20 protein-coding genes are annotated in these 22,369 nt (G+C 63.2%); 9 read left to right on the plus strand and 11 right to left on the minus strand.

From position 1 onward, the window contains the following. Positions 1–17: 17 nt before the first annotated feature. From ANTHELSMS3_RS23100 to ANTHELSMS3_RS23140, 9 genes are all read right to left on the minus strand, one after another. Complete coding sequence (locus ANTHELSMS3_RS23100; protein ID WP_157733629.1) at positions 18–770, minus strand: SDR family NAD(P)-dependent oxidoreductase; 753 nt, start codon at positions 768–770, stop codon at positions 18–20. Positions 771–836: 66 nt separating this feature from the next. Then, positions 837–1,985, minus strand: a complete 1,149-nt coding sequence (locus tag ANTHELSMS3_RS23105; protein WP_157733630.1) for a M24 family metallopeptidase — start codon at positions 1,983–1,985, stop codon at positions 837–839. 32 nt (positions 1,986–2,017) lie between these two features. After that, positions 2,018–2,989 carry an ABC transporter ATP-binding protein gene (locus ANTHELSMS3_RS23110; RefSeq protein WP_094037398.1) on the minus strand — a complete coding sequence of 324 codons (972 nt, stop codon included), beginning with the start codon at positions 2,987–2,989 and terminating at the stop codon, positions 2,018–2,020. After that, positions 2,986–3,963 (minus strand): ABC transporter ATP-binding protein, encoded by a 978-nt coding sequence (locus tag ANTHELSMS3_RS23115; protein WP_094037399.1) that lies wholly within the window; start codon positions 3,961–3,963, stop codon positions 2,986–2,988. The genes ANTHELSMS3_RS23110 and ANTHELSMS3_RS23115 overlap by 4 nt, the downstream gene beginning before the upstream one ends. An 8-nt stretch (positions 3,964–3,971) precedes the next feature. After that, entirely contained in the window at positions 3,972–4,874 is a 903-nt protein-coding gene (locus tag ANTHELSMS3_RS23120) for an ABC transporter permease (RefSeq protein WP_094037400.1), read from the minus strand. Further along, on the minus strand, positions 4,871–5,848 hold the full coding sequence (locus tag ANTHELSMS3_RS23125) for an ABC transporter permease (RefSeq protein ID WP_094037401.1): 978 nt from the start codon (positions 5,846–5,848) through the stop codon (positions 4,871–4,873). Before ANTHELSMS3_RS23125 ends, ANTHELSMS3_RS23120 begins: the two co-directional genes overlap by 4 nt. A 29-nt stretch (positions 5,849–5,877) precedes the next feature. After that, positions 5,878–7,485 (minus strand): ABC transporter substrate-binding protein, encoded by a 1,608-nt coding sequence (locus tag ANTHELSMS3_RS23130; protein WP_094037402.1) that lies wholly within the window; start codon positions 7,483–7,485, stop codon positions 5,878–5,880. Between the two features lie 142 nt (positions 7,486–7,627). Beyond that, the gene (locus tag ANTHELSMS3_RS23135; protein WP_094037590.1) at positions 7,628–9,067 is read right to left on the minus strand and encodes an NAD-dependent succinate-semialdehyde dehydrogenase; all 1,440 of its coding nucleotides are present in this window, start codon (positions 9,065–9,067) and stop codon (positions 7,628–7,630) included. 83 nt (positions 9,068–9,150) lie between these two features. Next, a complete protein-coding gene (locus ANTHELSMS3_RS23140; RefSeq protein WP_094037403.1) occupies positions 9,151–10,269 on the minus strand; it encodes an NAD(P)/FAD-dependent oxidoreductase in 1,119 nt (372 codons plus the stop codon). Between the two features lie 110 nt (positions 10,270–10,379). Here ANTHELSMS3_RS23140 and ANTHELSMS3_RS23145 point away from each other — a divergent pair, with 110 nt between their 5' ends. The 5 genes from ANTHELSMS3_RS23145 (at position 10,380) to ANTHELSMS3_RS23165 (ending at position 15,363) form a co-directional block, all read left to right on the plus strand. Next, entirely contained in the window at positions 10,380–11,213 is an 834-nt protein-coding gene (locus tag ANTHELSMS3_RS23145) for a sugar phosphate isomerase/epimerase family protein (RefSeq protein ID WP_094037404.1), read from the plus strand. Between the two features lie 17 nt (positions 11,214–11,230). Further along, positions 11,231–12,169 (plus strand): dihydrodipicolinate synthase family protein, encoded by a 939-nt coding sequence (locus tag ANTHELSMS3_RS23150; protein WP_094037405.1) that lies wholly within the window; start codon positions 11,231–11,233, stop codon positions 12,167–12,169. Further along, on the plus strand, positions 12,166–13,269 hold the full coding sequence (locus tag ANTHELSMS3_RS23155) for an NADH:flavin oxidoreductase/NADH oxidase (protein ID WP_094037406.1): 1,104 nt from the start codon (positions 12,166–12,168) through the stop codon (positions 13,267–13,269). The genes ANTHELSMS3_RS23150 and ANTHELSMS3_RS23155 overlap by 4 nt, the downstream gene beginning before the upstream one ends. A gap of 69 nt (positions 13,270–13,338) precedes the next feature. Further along, positions 13,339–14,025 (plus strand): glutathione S-transferase family protein, encoded by a 687-nt coding sequence (locus ANTHELSMS3_RS23160; RefSeq protein ID WP_094037407.1) that lies wholly within the window; start codon positions 13,339–13,341, stop codon positions 14,023–14,025. Between the two features lie 93 nt (positions 14,026–14,118). Then, positions 14,119–15,363 (plus strand): GAF domain-containing sensor histidine kinase, encoded by a 1,245-nt coding sequence (locus ANTHELSMS3_RS23165; RefSeq protein WP_094037408.1) that lies wholly within the window; start codon positions 14,119–14,121, stop codon positions 15,361–15,363. Positions 15,364–15,393: 30 nt separating this feature from the next. Here the strand turns inward: ANTHELSMS3_RS23165 and ANTHELSMS3_RS23170 are convergent, their stop codons facing one another. Then, positions 15,394–16,155 carry an SDR family NAD(P)-dependent oxidoreductase gene (locus ANTHELSMS3_RS23170; RefSeq protein WP_094037409.1) on the minus strand — a complete coding sequence of 254 codons (762 nt, stop codon included), beginning with the start codon at positions 16,153–16,155 and terminating at the stop codon, positions 15,394–15,396. 84 nt (positions 16,156–16,239) lie between these two features. Here ANTHELSMS3_RS23170 and ANTHELSMS3_RS23175 point away from each other — a divergent pair, with 84 nt between their 5' ends. From ANTHELSMS3_RS23175 to ANTHELSMS3_RS23185, 3 genes are read left to right on the plus strand one after another with little or no spacing between them, the layout of a single operon-like run. Beyond that, positions 16,240–17,175 carry a 3-hydroxyacyl-CoA dehydrogenase NAD-binding domain-containing protein gene (locus ANTHELSMS3_RS23175; RefSeq protein ID WP_094037410.1) on the plus strand — a complete coding sequence of 312 codons (936 nt, stop codon included), beginning with the start codon at positions 16,240–16,242 and terminating at the stop codon, positions 17,173–17,175. Further along, positions 17,172–18,818, plus strand: a complete 1,647-nt coding sequence (locus ANTHELSMS3_RS23180; protein ID WP_094037411.1) for a 2Fe-2S iron-sulfur cluster-binding protein — start codon at positions 17,172–17,174, stop codon at positions 18,816–18,818. Before ANTHELSMS3_RS23175 ends, ANTHELSMS3_RS23180 begins: the two co-directional genes overlap by 4 nt. Further along, positions 18,811–19,935 carry an NAD(P)/FAD-dependent oxidoreductase gene (locus ANTHELSMS3_RS23185; protein ID WP_094037412.1) on the plus strand — a complete coding sequence of 375 codons (1,125 nt, stop codon included), beginning with the start codon at positions 18,811–18,813 and terminating at the stop codon, positions 19,933–19,935. Before ANTHELSMS3_RS23180 ends, ANTHELSMS3_RS23185 begins: the two co-directional genes overlap by 8 nt. Here ANTHELSMS3_RS23185 and ANTHELSMS3_RS23190 read toward each other — a convergent pair. After that, a complete protein-coding gene (locus ANTHELSMS3_RS23190) occupies positions 19,932–20,783 on the minus strand; it encodes an IclR family transcriptional regulator domain-containing protein (RefSeq protein ID WP_094037413.1) in 852 nt (283 codons plus the stop codon). The genes ANTHELSMS3_RS23185 and ANTHELSMS3_RS23190 overlap by 4 nt on opposite strands. Before the next feature lie 168 nt (positions 20,784–20,951). On the opposite strand from ANTHELSMS3_RS23190, the gene ANTHELSMS3_RS23195 reads away from it, so the two are divergent. Further along, entirely contained in the window at positions 20,952–22,289 is a 1,338-nt protein-coding gene (locus ANTHELSMS3_RS23195) for an ABC transporter substrate-binding protein (protein ID WP_157733631.1), read from the plus strand. The last annotated feature ends 80 nt before the right edge of the window (positions 22,290–22,369 follow it).

A 22,369-nucleotide genomic window follows, 5' to 3' on the forward strand; every position in this document is an offset into this window, starting at 1 on the left:
CCCCGCCGAACCGGGCGTCAGGTCATTCCGGCCTCGACGGGCAGACAGACACCGGTGATTCCGGCGGCCAGCGGTGAGGCCAGAAAACAGGCGGCATTGGCAACGTCCGTTTCCGTCGCCAGACGGTTCAGCGCGGTTTCCGCCCGAAGGGTTGCGATAGCCTGATCGGCAGAGGGGCCGCCCTGTGCCGCGCGTGCGTCGATCCGCCCGCATAATGCCTCTGTCAGGATCGGTCCCGGTGCCAGCGCGTTCACCCGCACGCCGTCGCGGCCCATGTCCAGTGCAGCGGCCCGCGTCAGGCCAAGTACCGCGTGTTTCGTCGCGGTATAAAGCGCCTGATCTGCGTGTGCCTTGTAGCCGTTGATTGAGGCCATCAGCACCGCTGCGCCCTGCGTGGCCTTCAGATGCGGGGCGGCGGCTGACAGGGTCAGCGCGACACCGCGCACGTTCAGGGCAAAGACAGCGTCCCATTCCTCCATGTCCAGCGCCGCGATCCGCCGCCATGGCGGCACCCGCCCGGCATTGGCAATCAGGATGTCCAGACGATCCAACCCGGCCAACGCCTCGCGCAAAGAGGCGTCAGCCTCTGGTGCGGTCAGGTCCAGCGGCAACACTGTCCACTCGGCCGGCACTTCGGCCGTCGCTAGAGTTTCGGGCAGATCAAGCACGCAGATCCGGGCACCTGCCCCGGCAAGGGCGGTTGCAATGGCGCGGCCCAGCCCGCGTGCTCCGCCGGTGATCAGCGCGGTCTTTCCTGTCAGGTCAATCATGGTCTGCCCTCTGTATGGCAGGCGCGCCCTGTCCGTAGGGCGCGCCCGATGGTCATTTCCCATTCGTCACTCGATGACGATCAGATCCTGGAATCCACTGGTCAGCGCCTCACCGCCCCCCGGACGGGCGACGATGCAATCCTCGACCCGTGCGCTGAAATCCATGTCGCGGAAAATCGACGGTTCGATGGTAAAGATCATGCCCTCACGCACCAGCGTCGTGTCGCCCTTGGTCAGGAACGGCGGTTCATGCACGTCCCAGCCTATGCCGTGGCCCAGCCGGTGACGGAAATCTTTGCCGTAGCCCGCGTTTTCGATCACGTCACGCGCGGCCTTGTCGACCTGCTCACAGGTAACTTCGCCCGCCTTCAGCGCCGCGATGCCCGCTGCCTGGCTTTCCATGACCAGCTTGTGCACCAGTCGCTGTTCCTCTGTCGGGGCGCCAAAGGCCACGGTGCGGCCAAAGTCATAGCACATGCCATCCAGAACCGCGCCAAAGTCGAAATTGACCGACACCGGCGTGTCCAGCTTGCGCGGCCAAGTGCCCAGCTTGTCGCCAAAGCGCAGCGCGTGATCCGGCCCGGAGTTGTACAGCGAGGTGGTGAACGACGGCCCAAGGGAGCCATGCGCTCGCATTTGATAGTCGATCTCCGAGCTGATCTCGAGCTCGGTCATGCCCATTTTCAGGTTCTTTACCGTGGCAGCAAAGGCCTGTTCGGTGATTACCCCAGCGCGTGCCAGCAGGTCGATTTCATCCTGGTCTTTGATCACGCGAATGGGGCGCAGCAGCTTGGTGCCATTGGCGAATTTCACGCCTGGCAGAAGCTTTTGCAGTTCCATCAGCGCCTCGGCCTCGCCGTCTTCGGAAACCGCAACAGTGGCCCCTTCGCCGACGCCCAGATCCTTGAGGATGCCGCGCACCATTTCTACCGGGTCGTCCCAGTCGCCCAGAACGCGCAGGTCAACGCCGGTGATCTTTCCCGCGCTGCCAAATTCGGCGGTCATGCGCGGCAGGGTCAGGATCGGGTCGCGGCCCGGTGCGATCCACATGCCTTCCAGCCAATGACCGGGATGCAGGTTGCGGCCATAGTTGGGGATGTCGCGGTGAATGCCGGTGAGATAGTCCAGATCGGTCCCGATCGGGAAAAAGATCAGGTCGGCAGCACCGTCGATGCTGTTGCAAAACCGGGTCATCCGGTCTGAGTAGCTGGCCAAGGGGGCTCTCCTTCTTTGGTCTATTTGGGGGTCTATGTGGGTGTTTCGGTGTGGTGGCAGGCGGCCTGCCGCCCGTCGCCCATGTCGCGCAAGGCGGGGCGTTCCGCCCGGCACAGATCGGTGGCCAGCGGGCAGCGCGGATGAAAGGCGCAGCCCGACGGCGGATTCAGCGGTGACGGAATGTCCCCCTTGATCGGCGCATAGACGGTGCGGCGGCGGTCCAGCCGCGGCACGCCGTCGATCAGCGCGCGGGTATAGGGATGTGCGGGGGCATCGAATATGCGGTCCACCGGACCCATCTCAACCACGCGGCCCAGATACATCACCAGCACGCGATCAGAGATATGTTCGACAATGCCCAGATCGTGGCTGATGAACAGATAGGTCAGCCCCAGTTCGTCCCGCAGGTCCATGAACAAGTTGACGATCTGCGCTTGGATGGACACGTCCAGCGCACTGACCGCCTCGTCGCAGACCAGCACCTCGGGTTGTACGGCAAGGGCGCGGGCGATGCCGACCCGCTGGCGCTGACCGCCGGAGAAAGCGTGCGGAAACCGATCGCCATAGCTGGGGTCGATGCCGCAACGCTCCATCAGGTCCGCGACATAGGTATCAGCCTCGGCCGGGGTCGTCAGGCGGTGAACGCGCGGGGCCTCGCCGATCAGGCTTTTCACGCGCTTGCGCGGGTTCAGCGAGGAAAACGGATCTTGAAAGATCATCTGCATCGGCAGGGCCGCGCCCTTGGCCTCGGGCCGGTCAATAGTGCCGGATGTCGGTTCCAGCAGGCCCGCAACCATGCGGCCCAGCGTGGACTTGCCGCAGCCGGATTCCCCAACCACGCCCAGCACCTCGCCCGCTTTCAGGTCAAAGCTGACATCCTCGACCGCATGGACCACGGCAGGCGGCGGAGCCAGCCCGACACGGCGCAAAGCTCTTGTGACGAAATCCCCTTCGGAGCCAAATCGGCGGCCAAGGTCGCGGACGGAAAGTACGGTCTCGCTCATGTCTCTTGGCCTCCGGTGATCGGATGAACACAGCGCACCGCGCGACTGTTGTTGACGGGTGCCAGCGCGGGCATGGACCGGCAGGCGGCGGTTGCCCGGTCACATCGAGGCGCAAAGGCACAGCCCGGCGGCAGATCGGTCAGCGCGGGCATTCGTCCGGGGATCTGTTGCAACCGGCCGCCACGCTGTCCCGGCACCGGAACAGAGGCAATCAGCCCGCGGGTGTAGGGATGTGCCGGACTGTCCAGAACATCGTTCACTGGACCTTGTTCGACGATGCGCCCGGCGTACATGACGGCAATCCGGTCAGCCAGACCGGCGACCACGGCCAAGTCGTGGCTGATCCAGATCAGCGCCGTGCCCCGGTCGCGGCAAAGCTGTTGCACCAGCGCAAGGATCTGCCCCTGAATTGTCACGTCCAGCGCCGTAGTGGGTTCGTCCGCGATGATCAGGTCGGGCTGATGCAGCAGGGCGATGGCAATCGCCACCCGCTGCCGCATCCCACCGGACAGTTGGTGCGGATAGGTGTTCAGCCGGTCCTCGGGGGACGGGATGCCGACCTCGTCCAGTGCGGCCACCGCGCGCTCGCGGACCTGCGCGCGGTCCAGCCGCTGATGCGCCAGCAGGGCATCGCGGATCTGTGTCCCGATGCGCAGCACGGGGTTCAGCGTCATCATCGGATCCTGAAAGATCATCGCGATCTTCTGACCGCGCAGGCGGCGCATCTGCTTTTCCTTCAGCGGCAAGATGTTTTCACCGTGCAGGCGCACCTCTCCGGCTGTCACCTGCCCCGGTGGGCTGATCAGACGGTTGATGGAAAAGCCAGTCAGCGACTTGCCTGATCCGCTTTCTCCGACAAGGCCAAGGATCTCTCCGCGCGCAACGCTGAGCGACAGGTCTTGCAGGGCGTGGATCGTTTCTTTCGGGGTGACGAAACTTGTGCGCAGATCGCGCAATTCCAGAACGGGGGTCATGGTGGGCCTCACAATCTGGGGTTCAGGACATCGCGCAGGCGGTCGCCCAGCACGTTCACGCTGATGATGATGGCCAGCAGAACCAGCCCGGGCAGCACGCTGATCCAGTAGCGGCCCGATTGCAGGTAATCGAAGCCGTTGGCGATCAGCAGCCCCAGCGAGGGCCGGGTCGGCGGCAGGCCAAGGCCAAGGAACGACAGCGTCGCCTCCAGCGAGATGGCCATGGCGACCTGCATGGTGGCCACGACAAGCATGGTTGGTAGGCAATTCGGCAGGATATGCCCAAGCAGGATGCGCAAACCGCCAAGGCGCAGCCCGCGCGCCGCCTCGACATAATCGCGTGCCCCTTCGACCAGTGCGACGCCGCGCACGGTGCGGGCGAAATAGGCCCATTGCACCACCACCAGCGCAAAGATGATCTTGTCCACCCCGCGCCCAAGGATCACCAGCAGGATCAGCGCCACAAGGATGGTGGGAAAGCTGAGCTGCAGGTCCACGATCCGCATCAGCACCGTATCGACCCAGCCGCGCCGAAAGGCGGCGACCAGCCCGATCAGTGTGCCAAAGACCAGCGCCAACAGCCCCGAGGCAAGCCCGACAACCAGCGAGATGCGAATACCGTAAAGCATGGCCGACAGCATGTCGCGCCCCTGCCCGTCAGTGCCCAGCCAATAGGTCATGCCGGTAAAGCTCTCGCTGCCGGGGGCCATCAGGCTGTCCATGATGTCGACCTGCCGCAGGTCATAGGGGTTCTGCGGCGCGATCAGCGGCGCGCCAAACCCGGCGATGCAAAAGCCGACAAAGACGATCAGCGCCAGCACCGCGCCGGTGTCGGACAGGAACCGGCGGATCAGATCGCGGATCGATCCTGCAGCGGGGGCGGTTGTCGCGGTTGTGGTGGGAACGCTCATGCGCGACCCCCACCCAGCCGGATGCGGGGATCAAGCAGGGAATAAAGAATGTCGATGAGCAGGTTCAGGGTCACGAACATGAAGACCACGCAGATCAGATAGGCAACAATCAAGGGCCGGTCGAGCACGCCGATTGCGTCGATCAACATCTTGCCCACACCGGGCCAGGAAAAGATCGACTCGACCACCACGGCAAAGGCGATCACGCCGCCAAACTCCATCCCCAGCACGGTGACAATGGGGATCAGGATGTTCTTGAGCGCATGAACGCCAAGGATGCGCCGCTCGGGCACGCCGCTGGCGCGGGCGAATTTGATATAGTCGGTGAACATGACCTCACGCATGCCAGCGCGGGCCAGCCGGATCACCATGGCCATCATTATCAGCGACAGGGTAAAGGCGGGCATTGCCAGATGGTGCAGACCGTCAAGCGTGAACAGGCTGAGACGGACACCCCCCAGCGCGACTGTATCGCCGCGCCCGACAGAAGGCATCCAGCCCAGCTGTACTGAAAAGGTCAGGATCATGATAATCCCGATCCAGAAGACGGGCAGCGAAAAGGCGACGGTGGAAAACGACATGATCAGCTTGGCCGTCCATGTCTGTGGCTTCAGCCCGGCGTAGATGCCAAGTGGCAAACCGACCACCAGCGCCATCAGCAGCGCACAGAACGCCAGTTCCAGCGTCGCGGGCAGCCGTTCAAGGATCAGGTGCAGCGCAGGCACGCCGTGGGTAAAGCCTTTGCCCATGTCGCCCTGAATCAGGTTGCCGACAAAGGTCAGGTACTGGCGCCAGATCGGTTGATCCAGCCCCAGATCCTTGATGATCGCGGTCAGGCAGGCCTGATCACATTCGGACGAGGCGAAAATATAGACCGGGTTTCCAATCACGTTGACGCCAAAGAAGACCAGCAGCGTCATGACCATCAGGACAAGCAATGCCTGTAGCACGCGTCGGATGATGTATTCGGTCATTTTCTCTTCGCCTCGTCCGGATTTCAGGATCAGTCGACGCGACTGATTTCGGTGGCCAGCGTGCGCTCATTCGTGCGCGGCTTGTGGGTCAACCCGGCGCGCATGGCCCAGTTGTTCACCTGAAAGTGCAGCGGAATGTAGGCGTAGTCGTCCATGCCGATGCGGATCGCCTCTTGCAGGAGGGCAAGCCGCTTTTCCGAGTCGACAGTACGCTTGGCCAGAACCGACCGGGCGTCGATCTCCGGATTGGAATAGCGGCCAAAGTTGCCGTTCCCACCACCCGTTGCTGCGTTGTAGGTTTCCAGCGTGCCGGAGACGGTATAGGTCGCCTCACCCGCCACGGTGCCCCAGCCGGTCAGCGACATCGAGAACTCGGGTACGTCGAAACCGGGCATCGACAGGTCGTCGCCACGGATCAGCCGCGAAAAGAAGATGTTGCGCGGCATGGCGTCAACTTCGGTCGTGATGCCGACACGGGTCCACATCTGCGCCACCGCCTCAAGGATGCGACCATCGTTGATGTAGCGGTCGTTCGGGCCGTGCAGCATCAGGCGGAAACCGTCGGCATAGCCAGCCTCGGCCAGCAGTGCAAGGGCGGCAGCGGGATCGTAGGCATCGGCCTCAAGCCCTTCGACATAGCCGAAAAAGCCCGGCGGAACGATGTTCTTGGCTGGCAGGGATGCGCCCCCCATGATCCGGTCGCGGATCGCCTCGCGGTTGATGGCCAGGCTCAGCGCCTTGCGTACGCGCCAGTCACGCATCGGGTTCGGCACCATGACGTTGCCGTCATTGTCGGTGATGAAACGCTCGACGTGCTTGTAGCCGGGCATGAGATAGATCAGCCGGTCCGACGGGATGGTCGAGACGGTGAATTCGGGGTTTTCCTGCAATTGCGGCAAGTCGACTGTGGGCGGATAGTCAATGATGTCCACGTCGCCGTTCAGCAACGCCGCAAGACGCGAGGCATCCTGCGTAACCGGGCGAAAGACAACCTTGTCCCATTCCACGTCGCCGCCCCACCAGTCGGGGTTCTTGACCACTGTGACACTGGCGCCGGGGGTGAAGGTGTCATATTTGAACGGGCCAGTGCCCATTGTGGCCTTGCCGCTGTTGAAATCAACGGATTCCACAGCACCCTTGGCCGCGTGCTCTGCAAGGATCGGCAACATGGCCAGATCTTCGGCAACGGTGGGATAGGGGCCATCGGTGGTGATGTGGATCGTCAGGTCATCGACCTTGGTCCAGACCTTGCCGCCCTTGTCCAGCTGGAACGCCGGAGACGCGGGCGCACCGGAAATGCCAGCCTTCAGCCGGTCAAAGGTGAACAGCACGTCATCGGCGGTGAAATCCTCGCCGTCGTGCCATTTCACGCCTTCGCGCAGCTTGAATTCCCAGGTGGTGTCATCCAGCGCCTGCCAGGACACGGCCAAACCGGGGATCGGCTGCGAGGCGGAATCCAGCGCCACCAGCTTTTCAAAGATATGCTCATGCACCTGCACGTCGGCGGACAACTGGGTCCAGTGCGGATCAAGCGAACTGGCCTCAGACCGGACGCCGATGGTCAACACCTCTTCGGCCACCACGGGCGCAGCCGTCATCATTGCGGCGCACAACGCGCCGGTTATCCATGGTTTCATGGACTATCTCCTTGTCGGGTGAAGGCGCCGCAGGCTGCGGCGCCTTTGGATCGGAACAGTTAAATCCGTTCACTGTTGTAAAAATTTTTTAACGCAGCTTCGCGATTCGGTCCAGCAGTTTCACACAGCGAACTTAAGTTCGTCAGAATCCGCCAATGCAGGTGTAGCGAGTTTCAAGGTAATCATCGAGACCCTGCCATCCGCCCTCTTTGCCCATGCCGGATTCCTTGAGGCCGCCAAACGGGATTTCCGGCGTGACGATCAGCACTTCGTTGATGCCGATCAGCCCATATTCCAGCCCGTCCTGCAGCCGGAAGGTCCGGCCAAGGTCGCCGGTGTAGGCATAGGCCGCCAGACCATAGACCGTGTCATTGGCCATCGCGATGGCCTCTTCTTCGGTCTCAAAGCGGTAAACCGGGGCGACGGGACCAAAAATTTCTTCCTGCGTGACGCGCATTTCGGGCGTCGCATCGGCGATTACGGTCGGGGCGTAGAACAGCCCGCCGCGCTCATGCGGCGCGCCACCGGCCAGAACTTTGCCGCCCTTGTCCACCGCGTCCTGTACCAGTTCGGAAATCTTGGCCAGCGCGGGTGCGTCAACCATCGGGCCTTGTTCTGCGCCATCTTCCAGACCGGGGGCGACGGTCAGCGCGCGGGCGCGTTCCGCCAGCCGTTCGACAAAGGCATCGTAGATTCCCGCCTGCACGTAGACCCGGTTGGAACAGATGCAGGTCTGACCGGCGTTGCGGAACTTGGCGATCATCGCGCCGTCGACCGCGCGGTCCAGATCGGCGTCGTCAAACACGATAAAGGGCGCGTTTCCGCCCAGCTCCATGCTGACCTTCTTGACCGTCCCCGCCGCGCCGCGCAGCAACTCTTTGCCGATCTCGGTCGAGCCGGTAAAGGTGACCTTGCGCACCTTGGGGTTGTCCATGATCTCACCGCCGATGGCCTTTGCAGAGCCGGTGAGGATGTTGACCACGCCGGGGGGAAAGCCGACCCGTTCGGCCAACACACCCCAAGCGATCCCGCTATAGGGGGTGGCCGTGGCCGGTTTCACCACCACCGGGCAGCCAGCCGCCAGTGCCGGGCCAAGTTTCCGCGCCAGCATCGACGAGGGGAAATTCCACGGTGTGATTGCGGCGACGACGCCGACCGGGTGTTTTGTTGTCATCAGCCGCCGGTTGGGCCAGGGCGAAGGGATGACCTCGCCGCGCGCGCGGCGGATTTCCTCAGCGAACCATTGCACATAGGCGGCAGAGGACATCACCTCTCCCTTGGACTCAGTCAGCGGCTTGCCCTGTTCCAGTGTCAGGATGCGCGCCAGTTCATCCGCATTGGCGATGATTTCGGCACTCAGCGCGCGCAACAGCGCGGCGCGTTCAGTCACTGTTTTGGCAGCATAGGCCGGAAAGGCGTCATGCGCCGCCGCAATGGCGCGCCGGGTTTCTTCGGCACCCGCGTTCGGCACCTGCCCGATCACGTCTCCGCTGGACGGATCGGTCACGTTGATCGTGCCGCCATCATCCGCGCCGACCCATTCTCCGCCAATCAAATTGGCCTGCCGCAGCAATTCCGACATTTGCATCTCCTGTTTTCGTACTTTTGTTCGTATAGCGCACGAATCAAGAGTCTGGCAACAAAAGTTCGTACGGCGAACAGGTGTCAGAGTGAGAACGGGGCCAAATCGACATCTGGCGTCTCTCCCAAGGCCAGCGCGGCAATGGCGCGGGACACGGCTGGACCGGCGGTAAAGCCCATCCACGGAAAGAGGTTGAGGAAGAACCCCGGCACCTGCGGCACCTCTCCCAGTACGGGCCGCCAATCGGGTGTGCCGTTCACCAGCGCGGCCCAGCTGCGCACGATCTGGACGTCGCCCAGACCGGGCACCAGCCGCTGCGCCAGCGCAAGGTTGCGCAAAACCGACCGATGATCGACCACCGGGCCGCCGCGCATCCGCGCGGGCCAGCCGCCGCCGATCAGAAAGCCGCCCTCGGCAGCCTGTTTCAGTGTCAACTTTTCAGAGGTGAAATACAGCAGCCACGGCAGCAGGGCCGGGCGCTTTTCAGTCACGCTGACCTGAATGGCGTGCGCCTCGATCGGGACAGATACGCCGACCATCCGCGCGACGGCGGCGGCATCCGCCCCGGCGGCGTTTACGACGCGGGTCGCGTGGATCACCTCATCGCCCGTGGTCACGGCAAAGCCGCCCTGCTCTGGCGCAATAGCCGTCACCGGGGCGTTGCGGCGCAGGGTCAACCCCGCCTCACGCGCGCGCCGCAGGAACAGCGGCGCAACCTTGAACGGATCGGCCTTGCCCTCGATCGGACAAAAGGCACCGCCGGGGAACCCGCCGGTCAGAAAGGGCGCGTGACGGTCCAGATCATCGCCAGTCCACAGGTCGATTCGCAGACCCTGCGCGCGTTCGATGTCTGCCTTGATACGCAGAGCGGACATTTCATCGTCCGACCCGGCCACCATCAGGCCGCCCTTGGCGACAAACCCAAGATCTCCGCCCAACTCCTGTTCCAACCGCTCCCACAGGCCGATGGACTGTATGAACAGTGGCAAAACTTCGGAGTAGTGGCGCGCCCAATCCACACCCAGATTGCGGAACGGATCAAAGGGGATCTGCGCATGGATCGACCCGGCATTCGACCCAGATGCGCCCAGATTGACGTCCCGCCGTTCCAGCAGGATCACCCGCGCCCCGGCCAGACAGGCATAATAGGCGGTGGCGGTGCCCGCCAACCCGCCGCCAATGATCGCAAGATCGTATCGCATCCGTGCAAAAACCCCGTTGAACCGCTCTATGTGTTCGCTATACTAACTTTTGTACGCATAATGAACATATAGAATTCGATCGACGAATTCACCGACACGGAGGTTCCCCAATGGCCGCATTCGAGGTCGCCGCCAGCACCTTTCCCTATCTTTACTCCCGGACAGGTCTGGATTCCCTGCGCCATCTGCACGGCATGGGCTACAGCAAGTTTGAGCTCATGATCTTCCCACCGCACTCTTGGCCGTCCGATCTGTCAGAGGCCGACATTAAGGAATACAAGGCCTGGCTGGATGGCGAAGGCACGCAGATCACTTCGTTCTGCTATCCGCTGATCGACAACAACCCCAACTCCCCAGACCGCCACATGCGCGACTACACGCTGGATCGCTACCGCGAGGCGATCGACATGTCGGCGGAACTGAACTGCCCCTATGTGGTCATGATCCCCGGCGCCTACGGCGGGCTGATCGACCCGCCCAAGCAATGGCTGGACGACTGGTTTGTCGAATCAGCCAAGAAGGTGGTCGAGCATGCCAAGGGCACCGGCGTGCGCATCCTGCTGGAAAACGTCCCCTTCACGCACCGCCCCTCGGCGCAGGACATGAAGGACCTGTGCGGCATGATCGGCGACATCGGCGTCAACTATGACGTCTGCAACGGCGTCTACATAAAGGAAGACGCGGGCGATGCGATCCGCCTGTTGGGTGACCTGTGTGAAAACGTCCACATCTCGGACAGCCCGGCGGATGTGTTTAAACATGAGCGCCTAGGCACCGGCATCGTCGATCCCGCACCGGTGATGCAGGCGCTCAAGGACATCGGTTATGACAAGGTAACCGTGCTTGAGATGATCTCGGACGCCAATCTGCCCGACACCGACCCCGAAGGCGACATTCGCGCCAGCCATGACATTCTTGCCCAGCACGGCTGGGCGGCGCTGTAAGACTCCTGGAGACAGACATGAAACAATTCCGCGGAAGCTATTCCGTTAACGTCACCCCCTTTACCGAGGATGGCGGCGACATCGATCTGGCGGCCAACCGTCGCTTTATCGACTGGCAGATCTCGCAGGGCGTGCCGGGGGTGATCATCCTTGGCACCTCGGGTGAGTTCCTGACCGTCACCGATGATGAGCGTCGCCGCTACATCGAGGACACGGTGGCCCATGTGAACGGCCGCATCGACGTTCTGGTCGGCGCCGCCAACGCACACAGCCCCACCGCCGCCCGCTATGCGCGCGAGGCTGAAGAGGCGGGCGCACAGGGTCTGATGATCATTCCGCCCTATTACTACACACCTACCGAAGATGAGATCGTCGGCTATTACGACACGATCACAAAGACCTGCGGTCTGCCGATCATGTTGTACAACAACCCGGTCACGTCCAACGTGGACATGTCGGCCAAGCTGGTCGGGCGTCTGACCCGCGAATTCGACACGGTGCGGTATATCAAAGAGGCGTCGATGGACGTCGCCCGCGTCTTTGACATCATCGAGGAAACCGACGGCGTGATGAACGTCTTCGCCGGTGAGCGCATTGTCGAAAGCTTCCTCTTGGGGGCCGTTGGCTATGTGAACCCCTTTGGCAACTACATCCCGCGCGCCTCTACCGGGATCTGGGATCTGCTGCTGGCAGGCCGGATCGAGGACGCCAAGCGCATCCAGCGCCATATCACCGTGATTGAACATGTCATCGCCGAGGGTCACCCGACCTACGGGCATCAGTGCTATTCCAAGGTGCTGGCCGCCAAGGCGGGCTATCCCGTGGGCGACGTGCGTCCGCCGCTGACCACCTTTGCCTCGCTCGGGGCCGAGGATCTGGCCAAAGCGGAGCGGCTCAAGGGCATCATGGATGAGCTGGACCGTCTGATGGACGAGCTTGAAAGCAAGGCCGCATGACCGAGATTCCGCTTTTTACCTCCTTCAAATTGCGCGGTGTCACCTTTCCGAACCGGATCATGCTGGCGCCGATGTGCCAGTATCAGGCCATCGACGGCATACCGAACGACTGGCACCGCGCCCATCATGGGCGCTACGCCACCTCTGGCGTGGGGTCTGTGGTGGTCGAGGCGACGGGCATCTCCGCCGAGGGCCGGATCAGTCCGGGATGCACGGGTCTGTATAATGACGAACAGGTTGCCGCATGGCGTGAGATCACCGATCTCTACCGCGCGCAGGGCATCCCAGTTTTTGTCCAGATCAACCATGCAGGTGCCAAATCCTCGACCATGCGGCCTTGGGACGGGATGGGGCCACTGGACCCGGACAGCACAGAGCCGCCTTGGCAGACTTATGCGCCCTCTGCCGTGCCCGCCCGCGACGGTTGGCATACGCCTCAGGCGCTGACGGTCGCGGAAATCGCCGGAATCGTGCAGGATTTTGCCAATGCGGCCAAGCGCGCCATTGAGGCGGGTTTTGACGGGGTCGAGATCCACGGCGCGCATGGCTACCTGCTGCATGAATTCATGTCGCCCTATGCCAACAAGCGTACGGATGCCTATGGCGGCCCGGTGGAAAACCGGATGCGGATGGCGGTCGAGGTGGCCCGCGCCGTGCGCGCCGTACTGCCCGACGACATGCCCCTGCTCTACCGCGCCTCCTGCGTTGATGGTGAGGGCGGCGGGCTGACGCTGGACGACACGGTTGCGCTGTCTCATGCGCTCAAGGCCGAAGGCGTCGACATGATCGACGCCTCGGGCGGCGGCATCCCGGCAGGGATGCGCCTGGCGCAGCAGAAACCGGAACCCGGTTTTCAGGTGCCCTTCGCGGACCGCATCAAGCAGGACACCGGGTTGGCCACCGTCGCCGTCGGCATGATCACCGAGGCCGAGTTGGCCAACGACATCGTGGCAAGCGGCAAGGCCGATCTGGTGGCGCTGGCGCGCGGGATGCTGCGTGACCCGGCCTGGCCCTATCACGCCGCGCAGGCGCTGGGGCACCCGGAACCGGCCTCGATCTTGCCAAAGCTCTACGCCTTTTACTTGAAACTGGCGTCCTGATCGTCCGATCCTCAACGCGGCGCCCCCTCTATCGGGGCGCCGTATTTACGCAAACCGCAGGAGCCTGACATGATCCGCTTTTTCTACAACATGGCGCCCAACCCGATGAAGGTGGCGCTGTTTCTCGAAGAGTCGGGGCTGGACTATGAACCCGTCCCCATCGACACCCGCAAGGCGGAACAGCACTCCGACACCTTCAAGGCGCTGAACCCCAACGCCAAACTTCCGGTGCTGACCGATGATGAGACGGTGATCTTCGACAGCAATGCCATCTTGCTGTACCTCGGCGAAAAGACCGGGCAGTTCATGGGCACCCCGGACCAGCGCGGCCAACTGCTGTCGTGGATGCTGTTCGTGGCCTCGGGCGTTGGCCCATTTTCCGGGCAGGCGGTCCATTTCCGCAATTTCGCGCCGGAAAAACCGCCCTACGCGGTCAAACGGTATGACTTTGAGGCGCGCCGCCATTGGCAGATCGTCGAAGACCGACTGGCGCAGGGCGAATGGATGATGGGCGATACCTATTCTATCGTCGACATGGCGGTTTGGGGCTGGGGCTCGCGTCTGTCCTACATGCTGGGTGATGACAACATCATGCAGAAATACCCCAATCTCGACCGCCTGATGAAAGCCATTGACGCCCGCCCCGCCGCCGCACGGGCGCAGGCGCTGAAAGATCACCACGAGTTCAAGGCAGAGTTTGACGAAGTCGCCATGCGCTCCCTCTATCCGCAGATCTTCGCGCCCGACCCCGTCTAAAAGTGTAGGAAAACCCGATCTGCCTTGTCCCCGTCAAAACCCACATGATACTGCGGATGTGACGGGGACAAGGCCCGGAAGATCGGACATTCAATGACTGACAAAACGCATGACGGTGTGACCCTGCAGGACCATGCGGCCTATTTGGCGCAGGTGCACGATTTTCAGGCCGACATCGAGATCCTTGCCAACAGCGATTTGGTGGGGACCATTCTGGAAACCGTCATGATGGCCACCGGCATGCGTTTCGCGGCGGTCGCCCGCGTGACGGCCGATCGCTGGGTCGCCTGCCGCACCGTGGATGAGACGCAATTCGGTTTGCAGTCCGGGGATGAGATCGAGATCAGATCGACCTTTTGCCAATCCGTGCGCGACACAGCCCAAAAGGTGCTGTTCAACGATTCCGCGACCGATGAGGTTTACGAGAACCACCCTATTGCGTTGAAATTCGGCATCGCCAGCTATGCATCGCTGCCGATCTACCGCAGCGACGGCAGCTTTTTCGGCACACTCTGCGCCATTGATCGGGAACCGCGCGATGTCAAACATCCCCGCGCGGTTGCCATGCTGGAAATGTTTGCTTCCATCATCGGGCAAAGCCTTGAGACCGTCGAACGGCTGGAAGCGCAGGAACACAATCTGGAGCATGAGCGCCAGATGACCCAGATCCAGGAAGAATTCATCGCTGTTCTGGGTCATGACCTGCGCAACCCGGTGGCCGCCTTTGGCGCGGGCTTGCGGCAGCTTGAACGCGAAGCCCAGACAGAGCGCGCGCAGGTCATCATACCGCTCATGAAGTCGTCGCTGTATCGGATGAATGAGCTGATCGACAACATCATGCTGCACGCCCGGTCGCGTTTTGGGCGTGGTATCCGCATCGCCGCCGTCCCTGACGCGCCCTTGGCAGAGGCGATTGCCCATGTGGTCGAGGAAATCCGCGTCACCGCCCCGGATCGGGAAGTTGCGCTGGACCTTGAGCTGAATGGGCCCGTGCGGTGCGATCCGGCCCGGATCGCACAGGCCGTGTCCAATCTGGTATCGAATGCGGTGCGGCATGGCACGCCAGGGCATCCGATCGAGGTCCGCGGCCGAACAGAGGGCGATGAGGTCGTCATCACCGTGGCCAATCGGGGTGCGCCCATTCCCGATGATTTCCACGCGGATCTATTCAGCCCCTTTCGGCGCGGCTCCAACACCGAAGGCAAAAGCCTGGGTCTTGGGCTTGGGCTGTATATCTCGGCCTCGATCGCACAGGCGCATGACGGCGATATCGGCGTGTCCTGTGCCGATGGCACCACGGCCTTTGAGATCCGTTTGCCAATTGCATCGACCACCTGATCTGGTCAGGCGGCCGATACGCGGCGCATGTTACCTAATGTAGCTGGCCCCGTTTACGTCCAGCGTTGCGCCGGACAGGTGGCGGCAGCGTCCCGACAGGCAAAAGGCCGTCAGCGCCGCGATATCAGAGGGCGGCACAAATTCCCCCATCGTCAGGCGATCCTCGACCACATGCCGTCCGCCCTGGCTTTGGGCGAAATCGCGACTCATCTTGGTGTCCACAACGCCCGGCGCGATGATGTAGGTACGGATGCCGTCGCGGGCATAGCCCGTCGCCACGGTCTGCAAGGCCGCCTTGAACGCCGCCTTGGACGCCGCATAGCCGATCGTCTGCGGGTTGGTGACGCCCTTTTGCGCCGCCCAGCTGGAAATGCCCACGATCTCACCACCGCCGCGTTCGCGGAAATGACGCACCGCCGCACGCAACAGGGCGGAGGCGGCAAAGACATTGACCTGAAAGGTCTCTTCCCAAACGCGGTCCCATTCGTCATCTGGATCGTCGATGCCACCGGCGAAATGCATCACAGCGGCGTTGTTCACGATTCCATCCAGCCCGCCGGTCAGGGCGATGGCCTCGGCGAACATCGCCTCGGCGCCCTCTTTGGCGGCAAGATCGCCCTGCAACAGGATGGCGCGCTCCTTTGGAACGCCGTCCATCGCGGCCTCGGCCCCGGCACGGTCACGCCCGTAATGCGCCACAACCCGCGCACCCTGCGCGGCGATTTCGCGCGCGATTTCCTGGCCGATGCCCTTTGACGCGCCGGTCACCAGTATCGTCTTGCCGTCCAACATCGGTCTTCTCCTTCACGGCGCCCTTGACGCCTTTCATCATTTCGCACAAATGTTCACATATCGAACACACGGGAGTCGAGCAACATGAATGACATGCCAAGCGTGCTGATCCTCGGGGCGGGCCCCATCGGCTGCGGCTTTGCCGCCAGCTTTTTGGCCGCCGGGTTCAATGTCACACTCTGCGACCCGTCAGACGACGCGCGCGCCAGCGCCCCGGATCTGGTCACACGCCATGGCGCGGCGATGTCACTTGCCGGTCTGCCCACCCCAAAAGGCTCGGCTCAGTTGATCGCGGCCCTGCCGGACCGTATCGCGGCCCCACTGGTGATTGAGGCCGGGCCGGAACGGCTGGCGGTGAAACAGGCACTGTTCCGCGATTTGCTGTCGCGCGGCGACACTGCGATCATCGCCACGGCGTCCTCGGCCATAACCGTGTCGCAGATCCTGCCCGACCCTGTCGATCAGGCCCGATGCCTTGTTGCCCATCCCGCCAATCCGCCCAGCCTGCTGCGCGTGCTGGAACTGGTCCCCGCCCCCGGCACCACGCCCCAGACGATGGACCGGGCCGAGGCACTGTTCCGGCAGGGTGGCTTTGACCCGGCGCGGCTGGGTCATGAGGTGCCCGCCTTTGTCTTTAACCGCCTGCAAAGCGCGCTGCTGCGCGAGGCCTACCGGCTGGTCGATGAGGACGTGATCGGCGTCGACGCGCTGGACGCACTGGTGCGCGACGGGCTTGGCCCCCGCTGGGCGCTGTCCGGCCCGTTTGAAACCGCCGATCTGAACACGGCGGGCGGTGTGCGCGGACATGCCGAACGGCTTGGCCCCGCCTATGCCACCATTGGGCGCGACCGGGGAGAGATTGCCCCCGACTGGTCCCCTGCCCTTGTTGACAAGGTCGAGGCACAGCGTCGCGCCGTCCTGCCAGAGGACGCCCTGCCCGCCCGCCGAGCGTGGCGCGAACAGGCGCTGGCCCGGCTGCTGGACGCGCGTCGGAAAATCCTGCAAGGGGACGGCGCATGACGCTACGGTTTACCTTTGACGGGCAAGAGATCACCTGCCCCGCCGACTCCTCGCTGGCCGCGGCGTTGACGCAGGCCGGGCATCGCGCCTTTCGTCTGACCGATCAGGGCGCGGCGCGCGGCATCTTTTGCGGCATGGGGGTCTGTCAGGATTGCCTTGTCACCATTGATGGCCGGCCAAACCAACGGGCGTGCATGACCCCGGCGCGCGATGGCATGACCGTCACCACCCAAGTCGCCCGCCCTCCGCTGACGGCCCCTGCCCCGCGTGACCTGACACCGAAACGGCTGACGCCCTCTGTGCTGGTGGTCGGCGGCGGCGCGGGCGGTCTGACCGCCGCCATCACCGCCCGCGAAACCGGGGCCGAGGTGGTGGTGCTGGACGAACGCAAGGTGCCCGGCGGTCAGTATTTCAAACAGGACGCCAACCCGGCGCGCGCGCCGCTGGATGCCCAACAATCCGAGGGCCGCGCCCTTGTGCAGGCCGCCCAAGAGGCCGGCGTCACGATCCTGTCGCAGACAGAGGTCTGGGGTGCCTTTGACGGGCCAGAGATCATGGCCACCGGCCCGGATGCGGTCTATGCCATCGCACCACAAAAACTGATCGTGGCCACCGGGGCCTATGAACGTCCCGCGATGATCCCCGGCTGGACATTGCCCGGCGTGATGACCGTGGGCGCGGCGCAGACGCTGTGGCGCAGCTATCGCACCCTGCCGGGCAAGCGCGTTGCGCTGTTCGGCAACGGTCCGCTGGTGGCGCAGGTGGCGCTGGAGCTGGCCAATGGCGGCGCGCAGATCGTCACGCTGGCAGAGGCCGCTCCTGCCGCTTGGCAGCGCCCTGCCGCGACCTTTGACATGATCCGTCGCGATCCCGGTCTGGCGCGCAAGGGGATGGCGATGTTGGCGGGGCTGCGTCGCCACGGGGTACGCCCCACCCATGACGCGCTGCCGACAGCCATCCGCCAGACCGCCAACGGGCTAAAGATCACCTATTCCGTCAAGGGCCAGACCCGCACTGTCACCGCCGATGCGGTCTGCCTCAACTTCGGTTTTCAGCCGCAGAACGAAATCCTGCGACTGTTGGGCTGTGACATGACCTATGACGCGCGCTTTGATCAGCTGCGCGTCACCCGGTCCGACAGCTGTGAAACCTCTGTGTCCGGGGTCTATGCGATTGGTGATTGCTGCGGTCTGGGCGGCGCGCCCGCCGCCATGGTCGAGGGGCGTATTGCCGGCCATGCTGTCTGTGGCGGCGGGACGCGTGCCGGGGACCGGACGGACCTCACTCGGCACCGCGCCTTTCAATCCGCGCTCTGGCGGGTCTATGCCGCCGATCTGCCCCTGCCCGAAGAGGCCGCGCCCGACACCCATATCTGCCGCTGCGAAGAGGTGACCAAAGCGCAGCTAGACGCCGCGCTGGATGACGATCCGACCGACATCGGCGCGCTGAAACGCGCCACCCGCATCGGCATGGGCCGTTGTCAGGGCCGCTATTGCGCGCCCGCCGTGGCCGGAATCATGGCCCGCCGTCAGGGCAAACCGCTGGGCGATCTGTCCTATTTCGCGCCCCGCGTGCCGATCAAACCCGTCGACATTGCCGCCATCACCGCTGCAGAGGCGCTCTTGGACGACCTTGATGACTGACACCGACCTGCTGATCATTGGCGGCGGTATTACCGGCCAGACCGCCGCACTGATGGCCGCCGAGGCGGGCGCGCGCGTCACCATCGTGGATGCCGCACGCAACGCTGGATCCCATGCCAACGCGGGCAGCCTGCACGTCCAGATGCAAAGCCGCTTTCTGCGGCTGAACCCGCATCTGGCCGACAACCTCGAAAGCTCATTGCCGTTGTACCTGTCCGCCGTCACCGCGTGGGAGGCGCTGGACACCCGGCTGGGCGGTGTCGAACTGACCCGCGAAGGCGGCCTGATGCTGGCCGAGAACGCCGCGCAACTGGACTTTCTGCACCAAAAGGCCGAGCGTGAAACCCGCAAGGGGCTGGACGTCGAGATCCTCGACCGCGACGCGCTGCACGCCCTTGCGCCATGGTTGTCACCGCAGATCGTCGGGGCCGAATTGTGCCGGAATGAGGGCAAGCTGAACCCGCTGATCGCCAACCGAAAGATGCGCGCCGCGCTGGACGTGCTGGGTGTGCGGATGGTTCACGACCGGATCACCCGGATAGAAGACGGTACCACGCCAACCGCCCACGGGACGCGCGCCTATACCGCCGGCGCCATCCTGATTGCCGCGGCTTGGGGGGCCGAGGCGCTTAGCGCGCCCTTGGGTCTGTCCCTGACCACGCCACCCGAACCTCTGCACATGAACATCACAGAGGCGGGCGACTACCAGATTCACCATCTTGTCCAGCACGCGGAACGGCCCATCACGCTGAAACAGTTCCGTTCTGGTCAGGTGGTGATCGGCGGAGGCTGGGATGCGCAATTGGCAGCGGATGTCACCCGGGCCCCGCGCATCCAAAGCAGTAGTCTGCTGGGCAATGTCGCGCTGGCGGCGCAGATCGCGCCGGGCATCGGCGGGCTGCGGGTGCTGCGCACCTGGGCGGGGTACAACACGCCGGTTGATGGCAAGGCCACGATCGGCCCTGTCCATCCGCAAAGCCGGGTCTTTCTGGCCCTGCCGGGGGACGCGGGCTATACCTTGGGGCCGATTGTCGGGCAAAGCGCCGCCGCCATGGCACTGGGGGCCGAGCCGCCAATTGACCCCGCCCCCTATAGCCCCGTCCGCTGGCGCGCCTAATGCGCCAGTGACAACTGTATCTGTTCGGCGGTTTCCAGCAATTTTGGCAGATAAGTTTCGATCATCGTCTCTCGCGTTGCCCGGATAGAGGGCACGGCGACATTGATCGACCCGGCCAGCACACCAGAGCGGAATTTCAGCGGGATGGCGATGGACAGCAGCCCCTCTTCCAGCTCCTGATCCACCAACGCCCAACCCTGATCGCGCACCTCGGAAAGAACTGCGCGCAGTTCAGCCTTGTTGGTGACGCTGTGGCGGGTGCGTGGCACAAGGCGCGCATTGGCGATGATGCCGTCCCAGTTCTCTTCGGGTTGCGCGGCCAGCAGCACCCGGCCGTTCGCCGTATAGAATGCGGACTGGCGACTGCCCACGGTGATGCCGACGCTAATGATATTGTGCGCCTGCACCCCGGCGACATAAACCACGTCCAATCCGTCAAGAATGGCCGCCGTACAGCTTTCGCCGGTCTGTTCGGACAGCCGTTCCATGAAGGGGCGCGCGCGGTCCCAGATGCCGATCTTGGACAGCACCGAAAACCCGAGGTCCAGCACCTTGGGCGTCAGATCGAACAGCTTGCCGTCGGTGACGACGTAGCCCTCTTTCACCAGTGTCAGCAAAAAGCGGCGCGCGGTGGCGCGGCTCATGCCGGTTTCGGCAGCCACCTCAGACAGGGTCATCTTACGCGAGGTACGGCTAAAGCTGGACAGGATCTCGAGACCCCGAGACAGCGAACTGACAAAATCCCGGCTGGACAGTTTTTCCTGCTCTTCGCCTGCATCCGGCGTCACCGTGCCCAAGCGGGTGTCGCTGGTGGCCTGAACGGGTTGGGTTACAACAGGTTTTGCCATCTGAAATCTCACTTTCTGTGCGCGATACGAACTATCACCGGCATGGACGAAGCGGAACCCTTCTTAAGACTGCTACTTCGTCAAAAAATGCTTGCGATTCGAGATTCGCCCCGCCAATATTACGAACATATGTTCGATATGCGAACATTGCCAACAGGGAGTGTCTCAATGACCACCAATAATAGGATGAACGCGGGTCTGCCGCGTCGCTCAGTTCTGACCGGGATGGCCGCAGCGAGTGCCGCCGCCCTCATGCCCCGCCGCATCCAGGCACAGGAGCAGATCACCCTGCGCTGGTGGTCGCCGCAGTCCTCACCAGAACAGCTTGCCGCCTACAAGACCCAGATCGCCAATTTCGAGGCGCTTCACCAGAACGTCAAAGTTGTGTTCGAAAAAACGTCAGATGAGGGTTATGCCCCTCAACTTGCCGCCGCTTTCGCCAGCGGCGACGTCCCGAACATCGTCACCCACCTGCCCAGCTTTGCAGTCTCCAACTACTGGAGCGCCGGCCTGCTGGAGCCGTTCAACGACGTGATCGACATGATCGGTGCGGACAAGTTCTATGACGGCGTCAACCGCATCTACGAAATCGACCAGGGCCAGTTTGCCGGCACCTCGATCGGCAACTCTGCCGCCAACGTGATCTGGCTGCGCACCGACCTGATGGAAAAAGCGGGCATCGACAAGAACCCCCGCACATGGGACGAACTGTTGTCCGCCTGCGAGAAAATGCAAGGCGGCGGCATCTACGGCGCGCCCCTGCCCTATGGCCGCAATTCCATGACCTCGTTGATCTTTATCGGTGTGATCCATCAGGCCGGTGGCATGGTGTTCTCACCTGATCTGGACGTGGCCATCGACAGCTCCGAAACCCGCGAAGCGCTGGAATTCTACAAGGCGATGCGCCAGTATTGCCCGCCGGGTGCCACCAACTACAGCTGGGGCGACAGTCTGACGGCCTTTGTGTCCGGTGCCTGTGCTACCGGCATCTATACCGGCCGCGTTCTGACCAACGTGAACGCTCAGAACCCCGGCATTGCCGATCACATCACCTGTGATGTCTACCCGACCAAATCCGAAGACATCGCGCCGTGGACCTTCAATGACTTCCCGTCGGTGTTCATCCCCAAGGCCGCCGAAAACATGGACGCGACCAAGCAGTTTGCCGCCTTCCTCTACGATCCCGAAGGTTACATCCAGCAGTTGCACGCGGCCCCCGGCCACGTTCTGCCGGTGCTCTCCACCATCGCGGACATGCCCGAATACCAGAACAACCCGATCATCGAGAAGTATTCCGCAGAGGTCGACATTATGTCCCGCGCCGCTGCGAACGGTTTCAACCTTGGTTGGGAAAGCACGGCGCACAAGCCAAATACAAAGGCGGGCGAGGTCGTCAATTCTGGCGTGATCGCCGAGATGGTGCAGCGCATCGTGCTGAACGATGAAAACGTCGATGCCGTGCTGGGGGAAACCACCAAGCGCATCGAAGAGATTATGGCGGGCTGACCTCCTCCCCAACCTGCCATACTCCGGCCCGGCGGCGCGAATCCATTCCCGCCGCCGGGCCCCTCTCTCTTCAGGAAATG

It is taken from the genome of Antarctobacter heliothermus, from assembly GCF_002237555.1.
GTDB classification, from domain to species: Bacteria; Pseudomonadota; Alphaproteobacteria; order Rhodobacterales; family Rhodobacteraceae; genus Antarctobacter; species Antarctobacter heliothermus_B.

What these genes read in the sequence shown, in the direction of transcription:
- ANTHELSMS3_RS23100 (WP_157733629.1), bottom strand. Translation starts at nt 770, where the DNA reads ATGATTGACCTGACAGGAAAGACCGCGCTGATCACCGGCGGAGCACGC.
- ANTHELSMS3_RS23110 (WP_094037398.1), bottom strand. Translation starts at nt 2,989, where the DNA reads ATGAGCGAGACCGTACTTTCCGTCCGCGACCTTGGCCGCCGATTTGGC.
- ANTHELSMS3_RS23115 (WP_094037399.1), bottom strand. Translation starts at nt 3,963, where the DNA reads ATGACCCCCGTTCTGGAATTGCGCGATCTGCGCACAAGTTTCGTCACC.
- ANTHELSMS3_RS23120 (WP_094037400.1), bottom strand. Translation starts at nt 4,874, where the DNA reads ATGAGCGTTCCCACCACAACCGCGACAACCGCCCCCGCTGCAGGATCG.
- ANTHELSMS3_RS23125 (WP_094037401.1), bottom strand. Translation starts at nt 5,848, where the DNA reads ATGACCGAATACATCATCCGACGCGTGCTACAGGCATTGCTTGTCCTG.
- ANTHELSMS3_RS23130 (WP_094037402.1), bottom strand. Translation starts at nt 7,485, where the DNA reads ATGAAACCATGGATAACCGGCGCGTTGTGCGCCGCAATGATGACGGCT.
- ANTHELSMS3_RS23135 (WP_094037590.1), bottom strand. Translation starts at nt 9,067, where the DNA reads ATGTCGGAATTGCTGCGGCAGGCCAATTTGATTGGCGGAGAATGGGTC.
- ANTHELSMS3_RS23140 (WP_094037403.1), bottom strand. Translation starts at nt 10,269, where the DNA reads ATGCGATACGATCTTGCGATCATTGGCGGCGGGTTGGCGGGCACCGCC.
- ANTHELSMS3_RS23145 (WP_094037404.1), top strand. Translation starts at nt 10,380, where the DNA reads ATGGCCGCATTCGAGGTCGCCGCCAGCACCTTTCCCTATCTTTACTCC.
- ANTHELSMS3_RS23150 (WP_094037405.1), top strand. Translation starts at nt 11,231, where the DNA reads ATGAAACAATTCCGCGGAAGCTATTCCGTTAACGTCACCCCCTTTACC.
- ANTHELSMS3_RS23155 (WP_094037406.1), top strand. Translation starts at nt 12,166, where the DNA reads ATGACCGAGATTCCGCTTTTTACCTCCTTCAAATTGCGCGGTGTCACC.
- ANTHELSMS3_RS23160 (WP_094037407.1), top strand. Translation starts at nt 13,339, where the DNA reads ATGATCCGCTTTTTCTACAACATGGCGCCCAACCCGATGAAGGTGGCG.
- ANTHELSMS3_RS23165 (WP_094037408.1), top strand. Translation starts at nt 14,119, where the DNA reads ATGACTGACAAAACGCATGACGGTGTGACCCTGCAGGACCATGCGGCC.
- ANTHELSMS3_RS23170 (WP_094037409.1), bottom strand. Translation starts at nt 16,155, where the DNA reads ATGTTGGACGGCAAGACGATACTGGTGACCGGCGCGTCAAAGGGCATC.
- ANTHELSMS3_RS23175 (WP_094037410.1), top strand. Translation starts at nt 16,240, where the DNA reads ATGAATGACATGCCAAGCGTGCTGATCCTCGGGGCGGGCCCCATCGGC.
- ANTHELSMS3_RS23180 (WP_094037411.1), top strand. Translation starts at nt 17,172, where the DNA reads ATGACGCTACGGTTTACCTTTGACGGGCAAGAGATCACCTGCCCCGCC.
- ANTHELSMS3_RS23185 (WP_094037412.1), top strand. Translation starts at nt 18,811, where the DNA reads ATGACTGACACCGACCTGCTGATCATTGGCGGCGGTATTACCGGCCAG.
- ANTHELSMS3_RS23190 (WP_094037413.1), bottom strand. Translation starts at nt 20,783, where the DNA reads ATGGCAAAACCTGTTGTAACCCAACCCGTTCAGGCCACCAGCGACACC.
- ANTHELSMS3_RS23195 (WP_157733631.1), top strand. Translation starts at nt 20,952, where the DNA reads ATGACCACCAATAATAGGATGAACGCGGGTCTGCCGCGTCGCTCAGTT.